The organism is Pseudomonas sp. CNPSo 3701, from assembly GCF_028674975.1.
Taxonomy (GTDB): domain Bacteria; phylum Pseudomonadota; class Gammaproteobacteria; order Pseudomonadales; family Pseudomonadaceae; genus Aquipseudomonas; species Aquipseudomonas straminea.
Window position 1 is genome coordinate 511,241 of the sequence record NZ_JAQZSI010000003.1, and the last position, 21,390, is coordinate 532,630.

Consider the following 21,390-nt stretch of genomic DNA (forward strand, 5'->3'; position numbering starts at 1 on the left):
TGTGCGCGCTGACGTTTCAGTTGTTATTCCTTTTTTTAACGCGCTGACCACAGTCGGTCGCAGTATTGAAAGTATCATTGCGCAGAGTATGCCGGTTCGCGAGTTGATAATTGTCGATGATGCCAGTAGTGATTCTGAAGCGTTGGTGCATTTGGTAGATAGTTATAGATCTTCATTAGAGATTGTTTTAATTTTGCTGGATGCCAATTGTGGGCCTGCCAATGCGCGCAATTTGGGGGTTGCCAGCGCTTCTTCATCTTATATAGCCTTTCTCGATTCGGATGATGTTTGGCATCCCGACAAGGTGCGGATCCAATATGGATTCATGCAGCAAAACCCGGTCTGTCTTACATCTCACGGCTATATTGCAGACCTGCAGGTGCGACCTTTTTCGAGTGAGGCGCCCCTATCCGGCAGTCTTATTAGTAAATATCGTTTCATTTATGGAAACCCGATTTTTACACCGACAGTCATGGTGAGAAAGGAGGGGTTCATTCCATTCGATATCCGTTATCGGCGGATGGAAGACTACTTATGCTGGTATGAGAACCTGCGCAATGGAAATCATATATTACTAAATCGCGAGTTGGCAGGAGGTTTCAAACCCGCTATCGGAGAATCAGGATTAACTGCATCGGTTCGTCTAATGCATGAGGGGTATCTCGACGTGTTGAGGGGGTTGCGCAAAGAACGGAAAATGCCGCTTTTCGATTATCTTCTTGCCTTCTCATGTGAAATGATCAAGTTTCCGATCAGGTCGTTTTTTGTTTTCCTCAGAAAGGTTTCCTCGTGAGTTCTATTGATCAGCCATTGCAGCGGGTAGCGGTTTTACTTGCTGCATACAATGGCATGCAATGGCTGTCGGAGCAGCTCGAGTCGATCCTTAGTCAGGACGGTGTGGATGTCACGTTATATGTAAGCGTCGACAGGTCGAACGATGGTACATATGAGTGGGTATGTAGTGTTGCAGATAGTGACTCAAGGATCGTGCCGCTGAGGTACGGCGAGGTATTTGGAGGGGCGGCAAAAAACTTTTTCCGGTTATTGTGTGACGTCAATTTTGAATCGTTCGACTACATCGCATTTGCCGACCAGGATGACATCTGGCTGCCAAACAAGCTCCAACGTGCTCATTACCATCTCCAGTCGCGCAGTTGTGACGGATACTCAACGAATGTTACCGCGTTATGGCCCGATGGGCGCCGCACTCTAGTGAATAAGTCTCAGCCACAGATGAAATGGGATTACTATTTTGAGGCTGCTGGGCCAGGCTGTACTTACGTGATGACGGCTCGATTGGCAAAGGCGATAAAACAATGCGTGCTTGCTCATCGAGAGCGTATAGAGGAAGTCGCGTTGCATGATTGGTTTTGCTATGCGTTCGCCCGTAGCAAAGGCTATAGCTGGTATATCGATTCAGAGCCGTCGATGCTATATCGGCAGCACGCGCACAATCAATTTGGCGCCAATACCGGGACTAAAGCGCTACGATCAAGGCTCAAGCAGATCTACAGTGGCTGGTGGCTGTCCCAGGTTCGCTTGCAGGCTAGCATTCTTCAAGCAAGGGAACTGCCATTGATATTTCGTCTGGACACTTCATTCCGTCCTGGACTGTTCGGTTTGTCCCTCCGTGCCTGGCACTGCAGACGCCGAGTGCGTGACAAGATGTTCTTTTTGCTGATTTGTTGGCTGCTCATGCTGAGAGGGCCCGATAATGGCGGAATGCGCTAGGCTTCTGGTCACCGGCGCTGCGGGTTTTATTGGCTCGGCGCTTATTGCCCGTCTGGTTACGGAGCCCCGTTGGACGGTGGTCGCGTCCGTCCGTACCCGAGGGAAGCAATTCGCTCCGGATGTCGATGTCGTGACTGTTGGTTCGATGGGGGGCGCTACCAACTGGTCTGTGCCTCTGCAAGGAGCCCAGGCCGTTGTGCATACTGCAGCAGTAGCTCATATACGCAAGGTTCACACAGCCGAGCAGCTGGCATGGCTGCGTAGGGTCAATGTTGATGGGACTTTGGCGCTTGCCCGCCAAGCGGCTGCGGCCGGCGTGAAGCGGTTCGTTTTCATCAGTTCAATCGGCGTTAACGGCAATGCCAATGTTCGGCCATATACTGCGCAGGACCCAGCGCAACCGGTAGAGCCCTATGCCCAATCCAAGTGGGAGGCTGAGCAAGGGCTTTGGCGTGTGCAGCAGGAAACCGGCATGGAGGTGGTGATCATCCGGCCACCTTTGGTCTATGGCTCTAATGCTCCGGGCAACTTTAGCAGTCTGGTTCGCTGGATTGGTCAAGGGATTCCGCTACCGCTCGGGGCAGTCCACAATCGTCGTTCGCTGATAGGTATCGATAACCTCGTCGATCTGATCGTTCGCTGCGTTGACCATCCCTCTGCTGCCAACAATGTTTTTCTGGCGGGTGACGGTCGTGCTCTTTCTACCAGCGAGCTCCTGCGTTTAGTAGGTGAGGCCATGGAAAAACCGGCGCGGTTGATTCCCGTGCCTGGCGCAGCTCTGCAGCTTGGCGCGACCTTGTTGGGGCGTAAGGCAATGGCTCAGCGTCTGCTCGGCTCGCTGCAGGTAGACATTTCGCACACGTGCGAGACACTGGATTGGCAACCGCCTTTCACGGTTGAAGAGGGGCTGAGGCGTTGTTTCTCGCCCTTGGGTTGATTGGCTTTTAGAGGTCTGGTTTTGTGATTCGTGTTTTAGATATCGCCTTCGCCCTGCTGGGGTTGCTCGTTGGCCTCCCTGTATTGATTGTGATTTACATCCTCGGCTTGCTGGATACAGGGGATCCTTTGTTCCGGCAGACACGCGTGGGGCGTTATAAGCGCCCCTTCACCTTGGTCAAGTTTCGAACTATGGGTGTAGATACTGCCTCCGTTGCGACCCATTTGGCATCCCGCGCTTCTATTACTCGCTTGGGCGCTTTCTTGCGCAAGAGCAAGCTCGATGAGTTGCCACAGCTATGGAATGTGCTCAAGGGTGAAATGAGTTTGGTCGGGCCTCGGCCTAACCTGTTAAATCAGGACGAATTGATTGCCGAGCGGACTGCTCGTGGTGTGTATAGCGTTCGCCCTGGAATCACTGGGTTGGCTCAAGTTCGGGGTATAGATATGTCTACGCCCGCTTTGCTTGCCGAGACTGATCAGAAGATGATTCGGTCACTGTCGATTTCTCTCTACTTTACGTTGATTCTGCAGACTGCATTGGGTCGAGGTGCTGGTGACCGTGTTGTGCATTGAGGCTGACGTTTGAGTATCGCTGCAGCGCTGCGCCTAGCAGTGGCAGTACTCTATTTTGGAAGTTACATCAAAGTAATCTGAGGGATGAGGATGAAGGTTGTGCGTCAGTTTATGGTCAGCATGTCCCGGGGGCAGAAGCGCCTCTTGCAGCTGCTGGCCGATACTATCCTCATATGGATTGCACTCTGGCTGTCATTTGCTATCCGCCTGGGCGAAATTGATGCCGCCAAACCCGTTTCCGGACATGGCTGGTTGTTTATCCTCGCGCCGCTGATCGCGTTGCCGATTTTCATTCGTTTGGGCATGTACCGTGCGGTGATGCGTTATGTAGGTAGTGATGCGCTCATCACCATCGCAAAAGCCGTGTCTCTTTCTGCATTGGTGCTGGCACTTGCTGTCTATTGGTACCGTGGCCCAACAGCACTGGTACCGCGGTCCATGGTTTTCAATTACTGGTGGCTGAGCCTGCTGTTGCTAGGTGGCCTGCGCCTTGTAATGCGTCAGTTTTTTATTGGGTCCTGGCTCGAGCCGGTGACGCGGCAACATGACATGGGGGCCGGTATACCTCGGGTTGCTATCTATGGTGCAGGCACAGCGGGTAACCAATTGGTAGCTGCTTTACGCTTGGGGCGTAGCATGAGGGCGGTTGCCTTCGTGGATGATGATGCAGGCCTTGCCAATCGGATCATTGCAGGATTGAGGGTTTATTCGCCCACAAGTATTCAGCAGATGATCGATGAGACTGGCGCAGGCGAGATTCTTTTAGCCATGCCGTCGATTTCTCGCGCCCGCCGACGCGAGATTCTTGATGCGCTCGAGCCTTATGCATTGCATGTTCGTAGCGTTCCCGGTTTCACCGATCTAGCCAGTGGGCGAGTGAAGGTCGAGGATATTCAGGAAGTCGATATCGCTGATCTTCTGGGGCGTGATGCCGTACCACCGCGCCAGGATCTGTTTGAGCGTTGCATCAGGGGTCAGGTGGTCTTGGTGACGGGTGCTGGCGGTTCTATTGGCTCAGAGTTGTGCCGTCAGATTCTGACCAGTGGTGCCCGTACGTTGTTACTGCTCGAGCACAGCGAATTCAATCTTTACAGTATTCACAGTGAGCTGCACCAGCGTGTTCAGCGTGAGTCACTGCCTATTCGCCTTGTGCCTGTGCTGGGTTCGATTCGTAATGCCGAGCGTCTGCTCACTATTCTGCAGGCCTGGCGGGTGAATACGGTCTATCACGCGGCTGCTTACAAACATGTACCGATCGTCGAGCACAACGTGGCGGAGGGTGTGCTGAATAATGTCGTCGGAACTCTGAATACGGCGCAGGCTGCCGTTCAGGCTGGAGTCGCCAATTTTGTTCTGATTTCGACGGATAAGGCGGTGCGCCCCACCAATGTCATGGGCAGCACCAAGCGCTTGGCCGAAATGGTCCTGCAGGCACTCAGTCGCCAGCCTGCTCCTCTGTTGTTCGGCGATGAATCAGGTGTGCGTCAGGTCAATAAAACCCGCTTTACCATGGTGCGATTCGGTAATGTGCTGGGCTCCTCAGGATCTGTCATCCCATTGTTCCGCGAGCAGATCAAGGTTGGTGGCCCAGTAACGGTTACCCATCCGAATATCACGCGATACTTCATGACCATCCCTGAAGCTGCGCAACTGGTGATTCAAGCCGGTTCCATGGGGCAGGGCGGTGATGTTTTCGTGCTGGATATGGGCCAGCCAGTGAAGATCGCCGAACTGGCGGAGAAAATGATTCACCTGACCGGCTTGAGTGTCTGCTCCGATGCCAATCCCAAGGGTGATATCTGCATCGAGTACACGGGTTTGCGTCCGGGCGAGAAGTTATACGAAGAACTACTTATAGGTGACAACGTAATCCCGACCGAGCATCCGATGATCATGCGAGCCAATGAAGAGCATTTGCCTTGGGAGACCTTCAAGGAGGTTATATCTCGGCTGCTCAGCGCCGTAGAACAGGATGATTATGATCGTGTACGTCAGTTGCTGCGGCAAACGGTTTGCGGTTATGCGCCAGAAGGCGAAATTGTCGACTGGATGCATCTGCGTCGTTCGGTTCGGAAACCTTTGGACTGACTCTACTTACACTTAGTTAGCGGTATTCAAAATTTGCCGCTAGTGAAACTTGGTTAATTGAAGTCCAAATAATAAGGCGCCCGCAAGGATTTTGTAGGCGCCTTATTTCTCTTATTTATCCTCTTTTTCCCGATTGCCCACCAAACTATCCACTGTCGGTACCCGTGTTTCGGGCTCCATCTGCGCGTCATGTTCCAGCTGATGACTGAAGCGCTCCAGCGAGCCGTTTTCCGGTTGCGCATCGCTCGCGAATACTGGCGGGCTGAGCAGGTAGGCGCCGAGCAGGCGGGAGAGGGCGGCAAGGCTGTCGATGTGAGTGCGTTCGTAGCCGTGGGTGGCGTCGCAGCCGAAGGCGATCAGCGCGGTGCGGATGTCGTGGCCGGCGGTGACGGCGGACTGGGCGTCGCTGTGGTAGTAGCGGAAAAGGTCGCGGCGCACCGGGATTTCGTTTTCGCTGGCCAAGCGCAGCAGTTGGCGGGACAGGTGATAGTCGTAAGGGCCGCCGGAGTCGTGCATGGCTACGCTGACGGTGTGCTCGGTGGAGCGCTGACCGGCGGCGACCGGGGCGATGTCGATGCCAACGAATTCACTCACGTCCCAAGGCAGTGCTGCTGCTGCTCCGGAGCCGACTTCTTCGGTAATGGTGAACAGTGGGTGGCAGTCGATGGGAGGCTCCTGGCCGCTTTCCACCACCGCCTTGAGTGCGGCGAGCAGGGCGGCAACGCCGGCCTTGTCGTCCAGATGGCGGGCGCTGATATGGCCGCTTTCGGTGAACTCGGGCAGCGGGTCGAAGGCCACGAAGTCGCCGACGGAAATCCCCAGGCTTTCACAGTCGGCGCGGCTGGCTACCAGGGCGTCGAGGCGCAATTCGACGTGATCCCAGGAAATCGGCATCTGATCCACTTCGGTATTGAAGGCGTGTCCGGAAGCCAGGAGGGGCAGCACGCTGCCGCGATACACGCCGTGGTCGCTGAATACGCTAACCCGGCTGCCTTCGGCAAAGCGGCTGGACCAGCAGCCAACAGCGGTCAGGCACAGCCGGCCATTGTCCTTGATCTCGCGCACCATGGCGCCGATGGTGTCCAGGTGCACGGAAACCGCGCGGTCGGGGCTGTCGCGACGGCCTTTTAGGGTGCCGCGAATAGTGCCGCGCCGGGTCATTTCGAAGGGGATGCCGATTTCGGTCAGCCGCTCTGCAACGTAGCGCACGATGGTGTCGGTGAAACCGGTAGGGCTGGGAATGGCGAGCATTTCCAGCAGGACTTTCTGCATGTATTCGAGATCGGGTTCTGGAATTTGCGACATGGGCTCTCCATCTGGGACGGGGCGGGCCGCCGGGCGACGTCTGTCTGCGGTGACTGGGTGACGCCTGGCGACGGACTAAAATTCGTGCTCTGTTACATCCTGACCTGTATTTCTCTTTAGGGTTTCAGGGATGGGTTTGTTTCGCGCCGCATGGTGTGTTGCTTGCAATCGCGTAGGAGCTGCGCCCCGCGGCGAATGGTTGCTACAACGCTGTAAACGCAGCCAGGCCGCAATTTTTCGCGCCGGGGCGGCGCTCCTACGCGGGCGGTGGGCTGAATACGATCGTGTAGGAGCCGCGCCCCGCGGCGAATGGGATAGTCACCAGCGGTGCTGACAAGCTTCGATCAATCCCCTACGCCATGGCTCAGCGGGAACAGCAGATCGATAAATCGCTCTGCGGTCGGTTGCGGCTCGTGGTTGGCCAAGCCCGCGCGCTCATTAGCTTCGATGAACACGTACTCGGGCTGATCCGCTGCCGGCACCAGCAGGTCGAGGCCGACCACCGGGATATCCAGCGCACGGGCAGCTTTGACGGCGGCATCGGCAAGGGTTGGGTGGAGGATGCCGGTGACGTCCTCAAGAATCCCGCCAGTATGTAGGTTGGCGGTTTTGCGCACGGCCATGCGTTTGCCCTGGGGCAATACCGTGTCGTAGTCACAGCCAGCGGCATGTAGGGTGCGCAGGGTTTCGGCATCCTTGGGAATACGGCTCTCGCCGCCGGTGGCTGCCTGACGACGGCGGCTTTGCGCGTCAATCAGCTCGCCAATGGTATGGCGGCCATCACCGAGGATTTCCGCTGGGCGACGGATCGCGGCGGCAACCACTTCGAAACCGATGACCACGATGCGCAGGTCGAAGCCTTCGTGGTAGCTCTCCAGTAAGACGCGCTCGTCGAACGGGCGGGCGCGTTCGATGGCGGCCTGCACATCGGCAGGCGTACGCAGGTCAACGGCAACGCCCTGGCCTTGCTCACCATCCACCGGCTTGACCACCAGGCTGCCGTGCTCGGCCAGAAACGCAGCGTTTTCCTCGGCGCTACCGGCCAGGCGCTGTGCGGGGAGGCTCAGGCCAGCACGGCTGAGGGTGCGATGGGTCAGGCGCTTGTCCTGACAGAGGGTCATGGTCACAGCGCTGGTCAGGTCGGTCAGCGACTCGCGGCAACGAATGCGGCGGCCGCCCTGGCTCAGGGTGAACAGGCCAGCCTCGGCATCGTCGATCTGCGCATCGATGCCGCGTCGCCGGGCTTCGTCGACGATGATGCGTGCGTAGGGGTTAAGTTCATCGTCTGGGCCTGGGCCGAGAAACAGCGTCTGGTTGATGCCGTTCTTGCGCTTGACGCTGAAGGTCTGCAGCTCACGAAAACCCAGTTTGGCGTACAGCTTCTTGGCCTGATCGTTATCGTGCAGCACCGACAGGTCGAGGTGGCTGAGGCCGCGGCTCATGAAGTGCTCGATCAGGTGACGCACCAACACTTCACCCACGCCAGGGCGGCTGCAGGCCGGGTCGACGGCCAGGCACCAGAGGCTGCTACCCAGCTCAGGGTCCTGGTAGGCCTTCTGGTGATTGAGGCCCATTACGCTGCCGATCACCGCGCCGCTGTCTTCATCTTCCGCCAGCCAGTAGACGGGGCCGCCCTGGTGACGCGGGGTGAGTTTTTCTGGATCCAGCGGCAGCATGCCGCGGGTCTGGTAGAGGCAGTTGATTGCCTGCCAGTCGGCCTCGGTGTGCGCGCGACGTACACGAAAACCGCGAAAACCGCGGCGTGCTTGCCGGTAGTCGCTGAACCACAGGCGCAGCGTATCCGAGGGGTCGAGAAACAGTTGCTGCGGGGCGTGGGCGAGGACCTGCTGTGGCGCCGCGACGTAGAGTGCGATATCACGTTCGCCGGGTTGCTCGCTGAGCAGCTCTTCGGCTAGTACTGCGGCGTCCGGAAAGGTATGGCCGATCAGCAGTCGGCCCCAGCCACAGTGGACGATTTGCGGTTGGCTGATGCCGTCACCATGCTCTTCGGCAAATCGCGCCTGCAGGCGCTCGTAGGAGGGGGACTGGCCCCGAAGAAGGCGTTGGTTGTGGGCAGTGGCTCGCATTGAAGAGTGTTCCTTTGCTTGCGCATGGCCGGCTTTACCGGCTATCGATTGGCCTGTGTTTTTGTCCGTAGCGAGGCGGACGCGGCCATTCCAGTCGGGGAACGGGGGAGTCGCAGCTCCCCCGATTCGTCGTTACAGGCCCTGTTCACTCAACCACAGGTTCAAGGCCGCCATCTGCCAGAGCTTGGAGCCGCGCAGCGGCGTCAGCTGGCCTTGCGGGTCAGTGAGCAGGCGGTCGAGCATCTGCGGGTTGAAGATGCCGCGGTCATGAGCCGGGTCGACCAGCAGGTCGCGTACCCAGCCCAGGGTGGCGCCTTCCAGATGCTTGAGGCCCGGTACCGGGAAGTAACCCTTCTTGCGGTCGATCACCTCGGAAGGGATCACCTTGCGGGCCGCTTCCTTGAGCACGTACTTGCCGCCTTCCGGCAGTTTGAACTGGGCGGGAATACGCGCCGACAGCTCCGCCACGCGGTAATCAAGGAACGGCGTGCGCGCCTCGAGTCCCCAAGCCATAGTCATGTTGTCTACGCGTTTGACCGGATCGTCGACCAGCATCACCGTGCTGTCCAGGCGCAAGGCCTTGTCCACGGCAGCGCTGGCGCCCGGCTGTGCGAAGTGCTGGCGAACGAACTCGCCGGAGACGTCGTCGGTCAGCCAGGCGGGCTGTACGCAGGCGGCGTACTCGTCGTGCTCGCGGTCGAAGAAGGCCTTGCGATAGGCGCTGTAGGCGTCGTCCGCACCGTCGACCAGCGGGTACCAGTGGTAACCGGCGAACAGCTCGTCGGCGCCCTGGCCGCTCTGCACCACCTTGCAGTGCTTGGCCACTTCGCGGGAGAGCAGGTAGAAAGCGATGCAGTCGTGGCTGACCATCGGTTCGCTCATGGCGCGGAAGGCTGCCGGCAGCTGGTCGAGAATCTCGTTCTCGCCGATGCGCAGTTGGTGATGCTGGGTTTCGAAGCGCTTGGCGATGAGGTCCGAATACTGGAATTCGTCGCCACGCTCGCCACCGGCATCTTGGAAACCGATGGAGAAGGTCAGCAGGTTTTCGACACCCGCCTCGCGCAGTAGGCCGACCAGCATGCTGGAGTCGACGCCACCGGAAAGCAGCACGCCAACGTCCACGGCAGCGCGCTGACGGATTTCGACCGCTTCGCGCATGCTGTCGAGGGTGGCGTCGCGCCAGTCTTCGAAGGTGAAGTTGGCTTCGTCGGCATTCGGGCCGAAGTTCAGCGTCCACCAGACCTTTTGCTCGACCTTGCCGTCGGTGTCGATACGCATCCAGGTGGCCGGCGGCAGTTTTTCCACGCCAGCGAGGATGGTGCGTGGGGCTGGAACCACTGCGTGGAAGTTCAGGTAGTGGTTGAGCGCAATAGGATCGAGGGTCTTGCCGATGTCGCCGCCTTTGAGCAGCGCAGGCAGGCTGGAGGCGAAGCGCAGGCGATCCTTGGTCTTAGAAAGGTACAGAGGCTTCACGCCCAGACGATCGCGAGCGATGAACAGCTGCTGGCTATCGCGCTCCCAAACGGCGAAGGCGAACATGCCATTGAGCTTGGGCAGCAGGTCGGCGCCCCAGGCGTGATAACCCTTGAGCAGCACCTCGGTATCGCCACCGGAGAAGAAGCGGTAGCCGATTTTTTCCAGCTCGCTGCGCAGTTCCGGGTAGTTGTAGATGGCGCCATTGAAGACCATCGACAGGCCGAGATCATTATCGATCATCGGCTGGCCCGAAGCTTCGGCGAGATCCATGATCTTCAGCCGGCGGTGGCCAAAGGCGACGGGGCCGCGGCTATGGAAGCCATGGGCATCCGGGCCGCGAGGGGCGAGGTGGTGAGTGATGCGTTCAACGGCAGCCAGATCGGCCGGTTGGTTATCGAATCGAAGTTCGCCTGCTATTCCGCACATAGTCTATAAAGCCCGCATGCTTCCTGGGCTCTGTTCCTCCTTAACGTCAGTCCGTACCAGTGGTGTACCGGTTCTGAGTTCCAGTGCGCTCCAGGGCGCGCCGGAGACGATCGAGCATTGAAAAAGCTGCCGCGCGCGGGTAGGCAGCGCAGCAGGCTCGAGTTTTTTCGAGTCCCTGTATGCTGTGAATGTTCAATAAAATGGTCTGAAAGCGGCAGGTGACCGAGGCCGCCGCTGCATCGCAGCAAGGCCGCAATCGCTCCGCAATCGCTCCGCAATCGCTCCGCAATCGCTTCGCGCCGGGGCGGCGCTCCTACGCGGGAGGTGGACTGCATGCGAATGTGTAGGAGCCGCGCCCGGCGGCGAATCGTGGGCACGATTCTGTATCGCAGCAAGGCTGCAATCATTCGCTGCAAAGCCAGATTGCGTCCCAATGTGGATAATCGCCTGCACGCGTGACCAACCCGGCACGTATGGGGTTCGCGACGATATACCGTGCTACGCCGAGCACATCTTCTTCCTTGCGTAAAGCATGGTCATGAAAGCCCTTTTGCCAGGTTCGCCCACCATGGCGCTTCGCGGACAGCGATTTTATCCTGCCGACCAGTTGTGAAAGCGTCCCTTGCCGTAGCTCTACAAGCCAGTGCAGGTGATCTGGCATCACCACATAGCAGAGGGTTTTGTGGAACCCTTTGAGTGCGTCCTGCCGAATTGTCTGAATCAGCATTCTTGCCAGGTAGAAATCACTAAAAATAGGTTTTCTGCCGGCTGTGACTGTGGTCACGAGGTAGTACTGGCCAGTCGCTGACCATCGTCCCGCGCGGAGCCGATGGCTGGCGCTATGTTTGATATTCATTTGTGAGTCCATCCTTGGAACCTGTGTATTTGGAAGTCTAGATGCTGCAGCGAATCATGGCTAAAGGCCGTGGTATCGCACCAAGGCCACAATTTTTCGCGCCGGGACGGCGCTCCTACACGGGTGGTGGGTTGCATACGATCGTGTAGGAGCCGCGCCTCGCGGCGAATCGTGGGCACGATTCTGTATCGCAGCAAGGCCACAATCGCTTTCGCGCCGGGGCGGCGCTCCTACGCGGGCGGTGGGTTGCATTCGATCGTGTAGGAGCCGCGCTCCGCGGCGAATCGTGGGCACGACGCTGTATCGCAGTAAGGCCGCAATTTTTCGCGCCGGGGCGGCGCTCCTACGCGGGTGGCGGGTTGCATACGATCGTGCAGGAGCCGCGCCCCGCGGCGGATGGGATAGAGCGTTTAGCCAGCTCAGCTTTTACGAATCAACTGGCGCAGCATAAACCGATTGGGGTGGCAGCCATCGGCGACGTCGCGGGGCACTGGTAGCGGCTCGTTTTCCAGCCAGGCGGCGATCAGTTCGCCGGATAGCGGGGCGGTGATCAGGCCGCGGGAGCCGTGGCCGCTGTTGATGTACAGGCCTTGCTGCCAGGGGCAGGGGATTGGCGGAACCTGGCGGGCGTCACGGGCCAGCACGGCGTAGGCGGTGGCGAACTGTTCGGCGTCGGCCAGCGGGCCGATGATCGGCAGGTAATCCGGGCTGGTGCAGCGAAAGGCGGCGCGACCCTGCAAGGTGGTCGGATCGAGGGTGTCGGCGTCGAGGCGTGCGGCCAGGTCGCTGGAGATTTCCCGCAGCAGATCCAGATTGCTGGCATGTTCGGCGCTGCTCGGCGTGAGGTCGTCACTGTCGAAGTTGAAGCTGGCGCCCAGGGTGTGTTCGCCTTGGCGCTCCGGCGCGACATAGCCTTCGGCGCACACCACGGTGCTCAACTCGGCGCTGCGTAGTGAGGCCGGCAGCCGACTGATCTGCCCGCGGATGCGCTTGAGCGGCAGATGCGCACTCTGCGCGAAGCGCAGGGTATCCGCCGCGCTGCAGATCACCACGACTGGCGCTTCAGCCAATATCTCCTGATCACTCAGCGCCCGCCATTGGCCGTCGAGATGTTCGAGCGCCAGGGCCTCCTGATGGCACTTCAGGCGGATTGCCGGGTGGTCGAGCAACTGCGTGCACAGCGCTGGTGGGTGCACCCAGCCTGCGTCGGGGTAGAACAAGCCGCCAGTGGCCAGGCCGATGCCGGCCTGCAACTCGGCCTGCTGGCGGTCTAGGCAGCGGAGCAGCGTACTCGGGAAGGCGGCCGCAAGCTTGGCCTGGCGCTGGGCCTCGCGCTCGTCGAAGGCCAGTTGCAGCACGCCACAATCGTCCCAATCCTGACCCTTGTGCAGGCGTTCGAGCAGCCGACGGGTGTAGCCGAAGCCATCGACGATCAGCCGCGACAACGCCGTGCCATGGGCAGACAGCTTGAGGTACAGGACGCCCTGAGGGTTGCCCGAGGCTTCCTGGGCCGCGGCGCCATGACGCTCCAGCACGGTGACCTGCCAGCCGCGTTTGGCCAGGCTGGCAGCCGTGGCGCAGCCGGCCAGGCCGGCGCCTATCACCAGGGCGCGTCGTTCCTGGCGATGTTGATTGGGGCGCGCAAACCAGGGCTTGGCCTGATTGGAGGCCTGGCCGGTGAAGGCGCCGCACATCACTTCCCATTTCTTGCCGAGCCCGGGCACGCGTTTCATGGCGAAGCCCGACTCGATCAGGCCGCGGCGCACGTAACCGGTGGCGGTAAAGGTGCCCAGGGTGGTGCCCGGCGCGCTCAGCCTGGCTAGTTGCGCAAACAGCTCGGGCGTCCACATCTCGGGGTTTTTCGAGGGTGCGAAGCCGTCGAGAAACCAGGCATCGATGCGTGCATCGAGCTGCGGCAGCATGGCCAGTGCATCGCCGACAATCAGCGTCAGCACCACGCGGCCATCATCGAAAACCAGGCGCTGGAAGCCCGGGTTCAGGCAGCGATACGCCTGGAGCAACTGCTGGCTGTAGCGCTCCAGGGCCGGCCATAGCGCCAGGGCACGCTGCAGATCCGTTTCGCTGAGCGGGTGTTTCTCGACGCTGACGAAATGCAGACGTGCGTCGGCGGCTGCCTGCTCATCGAACAACTGCCAGGCGCAAAGGAAATTCATCCCGGTGCCAAAGCCGGTTTCGCCGACCACCAGCTTCTCGCCCGGCTGCAGGGCGGCGAAGCGTCGCGGCAGGTCGTTGTTGTCCAGAAACACGTAGCGCGTCTCTTCCAGGCCGTTTTCCCGGGAAAAGTAGACGTCCGCGTACTGGCGCGAGGAGGGCAAGCCCTGTTCGTCCCAGTCGAGTTGTGCGTATTGGTCGGCCATGGTCGGGTGTCTGTAGCGGGCAGGGCGGCGATTCTAGCAGGGCGAGGGCAGAGCCGTGATGCGTCGGCTTGCTGCAGCGCTAGCGTCGAGCGCCGTCACTTGCGCTGGACGGCGAACGGCCCCTAGTCTGCATGCACCGTTCAGGAAGAGGTGCTTATGTTCGAGTCCGCCGAGATCGACCACGTCATCGACAAGGCCACGTTCGCCGCCGAAGAGCAGGTGCTGCGCGAGGCGTTGCTCGAAGTCCAGTACGCGCTGCGCGAGCAGGGCCGGCATGCGGTGATCATCCTGATCAATGGCATCGAGGGTGCGGGCAAGGGCGAGACGGTGAAGCTGCTCAACGAGTGGATGGACCCGCGCCTGATTCAGGTCAGCACCTTCGACCAGCAGACCGACGAAGAGCTGGCCCGGCCGGCGGCCTGGCGCTACTGGCGACAACTGCCGCCCAAAGGACGCATAGGCATTTTCTTCGGCAACTGGTACAGCCAGATGCTGCAGGGCCGGGTGCACGGCGACCTGAAGAAGGATCAGCTCAACGGCGCCATCGAGGGCGCGCTGGGCCTGGAGCAGATGCTCTGCAACGAAGGTACGCTGATCTTCAAGTTCTGGTTCCATCTGTCCAAGAAACAGATGCTCAAGCGGCTGGAAACACTGAAGGACGATCCGCTGCACAGCTGGCGCCTGAGCCCGCTGGACTGGCAGCAATCGAAGACCTACGACAAGTTCGTTCGCGCCGGCGAAGACGTGTTGCGGCGCACCAGCCGTGATTACGCGCCCTGGTACATCGTCGCCGGTGCCGATGCCAATTACCGCAGCCTGACGGTCGGGCGCATCCTGCTCGAAGGTTTGCAGGCTGCACTGCGCAACAGCGCCGAGCGGGAGCCGCTGCCGCACACCACGCCGCTCATGACGCGCACCGATGAGCGCAGTTTGCTCGACAGCCTGAATATGGGCGTGCATCTCGGCAAGGCCGACTACCGTGAGCAACTGGTGCAGGAGCAGGCGCGCCTGGCCCAACTGATGCGCGACAAGCGCATGCGCCGCCACGCGCTGGTCGCGGTGTTCGAGGGTAACGACGCGGCCGGCAAGGGCGGAGCCATTCGCCGGGTGGCAGCGGCGCTGGATCCGCGCCAGTACCGCATCGTGCCGGTCGCCGCGCCAACCGAGGAAGAGCGCGCGCAACCTTATCTGTGGCGTTTCTGGCGGCATATCCCCGCGCGCGGCAAGTTCACGGTGTTCGATCGCTCCTGGTACGGCCGGGTGCTGGTGGAGCGGGTGGAGGGCTTCTGCGCGGCCGAGGACTGGCTGCGCGCCTATGGGGAGATCAATGACTTCGAGGAACAGCTGAGCAACGCTGGCGTGGTGCTGGTGAAGTTCTGGCTGGCCATCGACGAGAAAACCCAGCTGCAGCGTTTTCGCGAGCGCGAGAACAATCCGGTCAAACGCTTCAAGATCACCGAGGAAGATTGGCGCAACCGCGAGAAGTGGCCGCTGTACCGCGAAGCGGTTGGCGATATGGTCGATCGTACCAGCACCCGGCTGGCGCCCTGGACACTGGTCGAGGCCAACGACAAGCAGTTCGCCCGGGTCAAGGTGTTGCGTACGATCAACGATGCGCTGGAGGCGGCGTTCGAGAAGGCCAGGCATTGATCTCTAGAGGCGATGTTCGCAGCCGCAGCGCTTACCCGCTCAGGTCGTTCTCGCGGTTGCGGCTGTCGAGAATGGCCTGGGATTGCAGCATGCGCGCGATATAGCGCGGCACCTGGCGCTCGGCCTCGTCGCGAGAAAAGTAGGGGCCTTCCAGCGTGCCTTCGCGGGTGCTGAAAAAGAAGTGGCCATTGATGGTGCTGATCCGCTCGCTGCGAAAATAAGTGGTCTGGCGAGTGTCTTGTGCGCGCTGGATGCTTGCCATGGAAGGCGCCTCAGGTGTGCCGAGCTTCATGCAGTGTAGCTGCGCTTGGCAAGCTTGCCGGATGACCTCAGAACTGAGGTTTAACGGCGATCCGGCAAGGTTTTCTGCTTGAGGATGTACAGGCTGACCAGTACGGCACTGGTCAGCATGAACAGACGTGCCCAGATCAGCGGCACCAGCGCGCAGGAAATGCCGATGCTCAGCCACATCAGGCTGATGGCGTAGATCTTGGCCTTGCGCGGGATGCCTTCGCCGGCCAGGTAGTCGCGAATCCACGGCCCCAACCGCGGGTGCTCGACCAGCCACAGGTAGAAGCGCTTGGAGCTGCGCATGAAGCAAGCCGCAGCGAGCAGCAGGAACGGCGTGGTGGGCAGCAGTGGCAGGAAGATGCCGAGCACGCCCAACGCCACGCTCAGCCAGCCGATGGTCAGCAGGCAATAGCGCAGCAGCGGGTTGCGTGTCTCGAAGGGTTCGCGCGCCATGACGATGGCGGCGCTGTTAGTGGTGGCGAGGCTTGAGCAGCGCCGGCTTCTCGTCGGGGGCGTTGCACAGCAGGAACAGGGCAGTCAGCAACTCGGGGATCTGATCGACCATGCTGTCGACCAGGTCGCGGTCACGGGCGATTTCGGCGAATTCCGGCTGTTCGTCGAACAGGCCCGAACCGACCATGATCGGCAGCAGCAGTTCGCTTACTTCGTCTTCGGCGTCGTCGAACCACACGCTTTCGCGCAGGAACACGCCCTCCATGAAGCCGATGCACCAGCCGCGCAGGTCCGAGTCGTCGGGTTCGTCGCCCAGATCGAGATCGCACGGCACTTCCGGCTCGTCATCGCTGGCCAGTTGGCGGGCGATATGGGCCTGCAGCTGGATCAGGGTGGCTTCGATCTCGTCGCGCTCCTCGTCACTGCGGTAGTGCGGCGGCTCGGAGAACAGGGCGTCGATCCACTCGCGTGGCTCGATCTTTTCCGGGCAGATGGACAGCGCCGTCAGGTAGCCATGGGCGGCGACATAGTCCAGAGCCTCTTCATGCAGATCATCGGCATCGAGAAAGGCTTGCAGGCGGGACAGTTGCTCGGCGAAGGACATCAGTGGCTACCTTGAGGAAGAAGTAAACGAGGCTGGATTCTAGCAGGCTGCCGAAAAACTATCTGCGTTGCGTTGCCGCCGCTCAAAACAGTCGGCGACCGCCTGGTGCGAGTTTTTCAGCGAGCCTGCAAGTGCAGACCGGCGCCGGCAGGCAGAGTTGCAGGTAAACACTGTCTGCAAGGCCGCACCTCGCGGCCCAGGTGCGTATAATGCGCCGCTTGATTCGGAGACCCTACATGCTCGAGCAGGCGCAACGCATCCTCAAAGACGTATTTGGCTATGACAGCTTCCGGGGTCGCCAGGGCGCGATCATCGAGCGCGTGGCCAGCGGCGGCGATGCGCTGGTGCTGATGCCCACCGGTGGTGGCAAGTCGCTGTGTTTCCAGGTTCCAGCGCTGCTGCGTGACGGCTTGGCGGTGGTGGTCTCGCCGCTGATCGCGCTGATGGACGATCAGGTGGCCACCCTGGAAGAACTGGGCGTGGCCGCTGTGGCGCTGAACTCGACCCTGGAAGCCGAGCAGCAGCGCGATATCGCCGCGCGCATCCGCCGCGGCGAGATCAAGATGCTCTATCTCGCACCGGAACGGCTGGTGCAGCCGCGCATGCTGGACTTTCTGCGCCAGCTGCAGATCGCCCTGTTCGCCATCGACGAAGCCCATTGCGTGTCGCAGTGGGGCCACGACTTCCGCCCTGAATACCTGCAGCTGGGTCAGCTGGCCGAACTATTCCCCGAGGTACCGCGCATCGCCCTGACGGCGACCGCGGACATGCGCACCCGCGAGGAAATTGTCAATCGCCTGCACCTGCAGAACGCCGAGCGCTTTCTGTCGAGCTTCGACCGCCCCAACATCTTCTACCGCATCGTGCCCAAGGAGCAGCCACGCAAACAGCTGCTGGCGTTCCTGGCGGCGCGCAAGGGAGATGCCGGCATCGTCTATTGCTTGTCACGCAAGAAGGTCGAGGAAGTGGCGAGCTTCCTCACCGAACAGGGCTTCCCAGCGTTGCCGTATCACGCCGGCCTGCCGGCCGAGTTGCGGGCCTTCAACCAGAAGCGCTTTCTCAACGAGGAAGGCCTGATCATGGTGGCGACCATCGCCTTCGGCATGGGCATCGACAAGCCCAACGTGCGCTTCGTCGCGCATCTGGATCTGCCCAAGTCGCTGGAAGCCTACTACCAGGAAACCGGTCGCGCTGGGCGCGATGGGCTGCCGGCCGATGCCTGGATGGCCTACGGCCTGCAGGACATGATTTTCCTCAAGCAGATGCTCGCCAATTCCGAAGGCGACGAGCGCCACAAGCGCGTGGAGCAACACAAACTCGACGCCATGCTGGCGCTGTGCGAGGAAACCCGCTGCCGCCGCCAGGTACTGCTGGCCTATTTCGACGAAGAACTGCCGCAACCCTGCGGGCATTGCGACAACTGTACCGACGGCGTACAGACCTGGGACGCCACCGAGCCGGCCCGTCAGGCGCTGTCAGCGATCTATCGCAGCGGCCAGCGCTATGGCGTTGGCCATCTGGTGGATATTCTGCTGGGCCGCGACAACGAGAAGATGCGCGGCCTCGGTCATCAGCACCTGTCGGTCTTCGGCGTGGGCAGCGCGCTCAGCGACGGCGAATGGCGTTCTTTGTTCCGTCAGTTGGTTGCCCGCGGCTTGGCCGATGTCGACCTGGAAGGTTTCGGTGGTCTGCGTTTGTCCGACAGCTGCCGCCCGCTGCTGCGCGGTGAAGTAAGTCTGCAGCTGCGCCGTGACCTCAAGCCCCAGCAGAGCGCCAAGGCCTCCGGCAGCGCCGCACGGCAACTGGTACGTGGCGACGAGCGCGAGCAGTGGGAAGCGCTGCGCGCGCTGCGCAAGCGTCTGGCAGAAGAACACGCGGTGCCGCCTTATGTGATCTTCCCCGACGCCACACTGCTGGAGATGCTGCGTAGCAAGCCGACCACCCTGGCTGAGATGGCGAGGGTCAGTGGTGTTGGTGCACGCAAGTTGGAGCGTTACGGCGAAGCCTTCCTGGAAGTGCTGGCCGGCGGCGATAGTCCAGCGCCGGTAGCCGACCTGCGTCACGAACTGGTCAGCCTGGCTCGTGCCGGCATGACACCGACTCAGATCGCCAGCCAGCTGAATTGCAGCCCGAAAAGCGCCTACGCGATGCTCGCCGAAGCCATCGCCGAGCAGCAGATCTCCCTGCAGCAGGCCCTCGATCTGCCCGAGGAGTTTCTGGGCGAGATTCAGGACGCCTTTCTCGATGGCGAGGGTGAGCTGCCGTCAGTCGCCGAGGTCAGTCCGCTGTTTGCCGGTCGGATAGAAGAGGGCGTTCTGCATTGCGTACGCGCCGCGTTGCAAGCCGAGTTCGAAGCCTGATAAAGCGGCGACGCAAGCTTGCCTCGTTGCGACTGAAATCTTGCTCTCCGTCAAAAGCTATGGTTAGCTCGCTAATAATTAGTTTTTGATAATTCCAAGAGTGACCTTCATGTCTCCAGCCGAACCCCATCGCTTCGCCATGCAGGTGGCGCAAATGTCCCGCGCCTGGCGCGCAGAACTCGACCGTCGACTCGCCGGCCTGGGCCTTTCCCAGGCACGCTGGCTGGTGTTGCTGCATATCGGCCGCTTCGCCGAGCTGCCGACCCAGCGTGAGCTGGCGCAGAGCGTCGGGGTAGAAGGGCCGACATTGGCCCGGCTGCTCGATAGCCTCGAAGCTCAGGGGCTGGTGGTACGCCATGCGGTACCCGAAGACCGCCGCGCCAAGAAGATCGCCCTGTGTCCGGCTGCCAAGCCTTTGATCGAGAAGATCGAAGCGATTTCCACGCAGCTGCGTGAGGAGCTGTTCGCCGGCATCGACCAGGAAGATCTGCGCCGCTGCCAACAGGTGCACGCGCGCATTCTGGGCAATCTGGAGCGGCGTTGATGCAGGACCTGTCTCTGCTGCAGAGACGTTACGGGCCGCGCTATCCCAATTACCTGTTGATCGTGTTGATGCTCGGCAGCATGGCGATGATCCTGGCCTCGACCAGTGTCAACGTCGCGCTGCCGGCGATCATGGCCGACTTTCGCATCGGCCGCCCGCTGGCCCAGTGGCTGTCCACCGGCTTTCTCGCTTCGATGACCTCCGGACTGTTGCTCTCCGCATGGGCTCAGGCGCGCTTCGGCGCCAGGGCGACGGCGCAAGCCGGTCTTGCCATTTTCATCCTTACTTCGCTGCTTGCTCTGGTCGCTAGCGCTGCCTGGCAGTTGATCACCCTGCGTATCATTCAGGGCCTGTGCGCCGGTATCGTTCAGCCGCTGGCCATGGTGCTCATCTTCCGGGTGTTCGCCGGCGGCGGTCGCGGTGCTGCGCTGGGTGCCTACGGGCTTGGGGTGATGATCGCGCCGACGCTTGGGCCGACCATCGGGGGTTATCTGGTCGATGGGTTTGGCTGGTATGCGGTGTTCTGGCTGCCGCTGCCTATGTGCGTGCTCGCTATGCTGGCCGGGCTTTTTCTAATGCCCAACGAGCGCGAGCGCCGCACGCCGTTTCTTGATCTTTGGGCCTTCTTGCTTTTGAACGTGGGTTTATTCGCGACCCTGGGTGCCCTCGCCGAAGCTCAGCGTTTCCCTTGGGGCGAGCCGCGGGTTTGGGGGGCAGGGCTGGTTGGTCTGTTGGCTGTCGCCGGTTTTCTGTGGCGTAGCCGCTTCAGCCACCAACCTTTGTTGCCGCTGGCGCTTTGGCGACACGCGGGTTTTCGCAAGGCAAGCTGGGTGGCGCTGGCCCTCGGTATGGGGCTATATGGCACTACCTACATCATCCCGCTGCATGTGCAGGCCGTCGAAGGCTACAGCGCGGGCTGGGCAGGATTGTTGCTCTTGCCCACCGGACTGGTCATGGGGATTGCGTCGTTCATGGGGGGGCGCCTGAGCGACCATCTGTCTAGCGCCGTGCTGCTGGTCGCCGGCTTGCTGGCGTTGGTGGTGTCGTCCATCGGCCTTGGCTGGCTGGATCCGGGGGCATCGTTTGTGGTGCTGTGTTTCTGGGCCTGCATCGGACGGATCGGTCTGGGCATCCTGCTGCCGGCGCTGACCACCGGCGCGCTGGATGCGCTTGACCGCGAGCAAGTGCCCCACGGCGCAGGTGCTATCACCTTTGTACGGCAGTTGGGCGGGGCTTTCGGTGTGAACCTGCTGACCTTCTTTTTGGAGTGGCGCCATCGCCAGGAAGGTGGCGATTTCGCTGGCGAGGTAGCGGCGTTTCAACAGAGTTTCTGGCTTATGGGTGCACTGTTTGCGGTGACGATATTGGCGGCCTGGAACCTGCGTCCGTCACAACGTTGACGTTATTTACATAACTAGCCGCTTTTCTGGCTTTATGCGTATGATGGCGAATTGCTGAACCCTATTGGGGGCGGCACGTCTGAAAGTCGCAAGTCGTTGAATTTTGGCCATACTCATTACTCGGTAAAGCAGGGAACGTTTGCCGAGGCAGCTATGCTACGCCGTACCTTGCAGAACCTTAGGCCCGGTTGGAGCCACTGCAACTGTTTTTCGAGCGGAGTTACCGGGA

Annotated in this window: 17 protein-coding genes; 9 read left to right on the forward strand and 8 right to left on the reverse strand. The window is 60.7% G+C overall.

Annotated elements, in window-relative coordinates:
* The first annotated feature begins 1 nt into the window (after window position 1).
* The 5 genes from PVA39_RS11635 to PVA39_RS11655 all read left to right on the forward strand — a co-directional run bounded on the left by PVA39_RS11635 (window position 2) and on the right by PVA39_RS11655 (window position 5,331).
* Entirely contained in the window at window positions 2-793 is a 792-nt protein-coding gene (locus tag PVA39_RS11635) for a glycosyltransferase family 2 protein (RefSeq protein ID WP_274124176.1), read from the forward strand.
* A complete protein-coding gene (locus PVA39_RS11640; RefSeq protein ID WP_337993284.1) occupies window positions 790-1,731 on the forward strand; it encodes a glycosyltransferase in 942 nt (313 codons plus the stop codon). Before PVA39_RS11635 ends, PVA39_RS11640 begins: the two co-directional genes overlap by 4 nt.
* On the forward strand, window positions 1,715-2,668 hold the full coding sequence (locus PVA39_RS11645) for an NAD-dependent epimerase/dehydratase family protein (protein WP_274124177.1): 954 nt from the start codon (window positions 1,715-1,717) through the stop codon (window positions 2,666-2,668). The genes PVA39_RS11640 and PVA39_RS11645 overlap by 17 nt, the downstream gene beginning before the upstream one ends.
* Window positions 2,669-2,691: 23 nt before the next feature.
* Complete coding sequence (locus PVA39_RS11650; protein ID WP_274124178.1) at window positions 2,692-3,243, forward strand: sugar transferase; 552 nt, start codon at window positions 2,692-2,694, stop codon at window positions 3,241-3,243.
* Between the two features lie 90 nt (window positions 3,244-3,333).
* Entirely contained in the window at window positions 3,334-5,331 is a 1,998-nt protein-coding gene (locus PVA39_RS11655; RefSeq protein ID WP_274124179.1) for a polysaccharide biosynthesis protein, read from the forward strand.
* Between the two features lie 111 nt (window positions 5,332-5,442).
* Here PVA39_RS11655 and PVA39_RS11660 read toward each other — a convergent pair whose 3' ends face one another.
* The 5 genes from PVA39_RS11660 to mnmC form a co-directional block, all read right to left on the reverse strand.
* Window positions 5,443-6,636 (reverse strand): osmoprotectant NAGGN system M42 family peptidase, encoded by a 1,194-nt coding sequence (locus tag PVA39_RS11660; RefSeq protein WP_027905115.1) that lies wholly within the window; start codon window positions 6,634-6,636, stop codon window positions 5,443-5,445.
* A gap of 344 nt (window positions 6,637-6,980) precedes the next feature.
* Window positions 6,981-8,723 (reverse strand): N-acetylglutaminylglutamine synthetase, encoded by a 1,743-nt coding sequence (gene ngg / locus PVA39_RS11665; protein WP_274124180.1) that lies wholly within the window; start codon window positions 8,721-8,723, stop codon window positions 6,981-6,983.
* A 132-nt stretch (window positions 8,724-8,855) separates the two neighbouring features.
* On the reverse strand, window positions 8,856-10,625 hold the full coding sequence (locus PVA39_RS11670; protein ID WP_274124181.1) for an N-acetylglutaminylglutamine amidotransferase: 1,770 nt from the start codon (window positions 10,623-10,625) through the stop codon (window positions 8,856-8,858).
* A 403-nt stretch (window positions 10,626-11,028) separates the two neighbouring features.
* Window positions 11,029-11,481 carry an REP-associated tyrosine transposase gene (locus PVA39_RS11675; RefSeq protein ID WP_274124182.1) on the reverse strand — a complete coding sequence of 151 codons (453 nt, stop codon included), beginning with the start codon at window positions 11,479-11,481 and terminating at the stop codon, window positions 11,029-11,031.
* A 419-nt stretch (window positions 11,482-11,900) separates the two neighbouring features.
* Window positions 11,901-13,859 (reverse strand): bifunctional tRNA (5-methylaminomethyl-2-thiouridine)(34)-methyltransferase MnmD/FAD-dependent 5-carboxymethylaminomethyl-2-thiouridine(34) oxidoreductase MnmC, encoded by a 1,959-nt coding sequence (mnmC, locus tag PVA39_RS11680; protein WP_274124183.1) that lies wholly within the window; start codon window positions 13,857-13,859, stop codon window positions 11,901-11,903.
* Between the two features lie 156 nt (window positions 13,860-14,015).
* Here mnmC and pap point away from each other — a divergent pair, with 156 nt between their 5' ends.
* On the forward strand, window positions 14,016-15,509 hold the full coding sequence (pap, locus tag PVA39_RS11685; protein ID WP_274124184.1) for a polyphosphate:AMP phosphotransferase: 1,494 nt from the start codon (window positions 14,016-14,018) through the stop codon (window positions 15,507-15,509).
* Between the two features lie 31 nt (window positions 15,510-15,540).
* Here the strand turns inward: pap and PVA39_RS11690 are convergent, their stop codons facing one another.
* The 3 genes from PVA39_RS11690 to PVA39_RS11700 form a co-directional block, all read right to left on the reverse strand.
* Window positions 15,541-15,771: a DUF6316 family protein gene (locus PVA39_RS11690; RefSeq protein WP_147176088.1), complete on the reverse strand. Its 231-nt coding sequence runs from the start codon at window positions 15,769-15,771 to the stop codon at window positions 15,541-15,543.
* Between the two features lie 80 nt (window positions 15,772-15,851).
* Entirely contained in the window at window positions 15,852-16,253 is a 402-nt protein-coding gene (locus PVA39_RS11695) for a YbaN family protein (protein WP_013791084.1), read from the reverse strand.
* 16 nt (window positions 16,254-16,269) lie between these two features.
* The gene (locus PVA39_RS11700) at window positions 16,270-16,857 is read right to left on the reverse strand and encodes a UPF0149 family protein (RefSeq protein WP_013791085.1); all 588 of its coding nucleotides are present in this window, start codon (window positions 16,855-16,857) and stop codon (window positions 16,270-16,272) included.
* Between the two features lie 236 nt (window positions 16,858-17,093).
* On the opposite strand from PVA39_RS11700, the gene recQ reads away from it, so the two are divergent.
* The 3 genes from recQ (at window position 17,094) to PVA39_RS11715 (ending at window position 21,161) form a co-directional block, all read left to right on the forward strand.
* Window positions 17,094-19,217 carry a DNA helicase RecQ gene (recQ, locus tag PVA39_RS11705; protein ID WP_274124289.1) on the forward strand — a complete coding sequence of 708 codons (2,124 nt, stop codon included), beginning with the start codon at window positions 17,094-17,096 and terminating at the stop codon, window positions 19,215-19,217.
* A gap of 109 nt (window positions 19,218-19,326) precedes the next feature.
* Window positions 19,327-19,761: a MarR family transcriptional regulator gene (locus tag PVA39_RS11710; protein ID WP_027910608.1), complete on the forward strand. Its 435-nt coding sequence runs from the start codon at window positions 19,327-19,329 to the stop codon at window positions 19,759-19,761.
* Window positions 19,761-21,161, forward strand: coding sequence for a DHA2 family efflux MFS transporter permease subunit (locus PVA39_RS11715; RefSeq protein ID WP_274124185.1), 1,401 nt, complete (start codon window positions 19,761-19,763; stop codon window positions 21,159-21,161). The genes PVA39_RS11710 and PVA39_RS11715 overlap by 1 nt, the downstream gene beginning before the upstream one ends.
* Window positions 21,162-21,390: the final 229 nt, after the last annotated feature.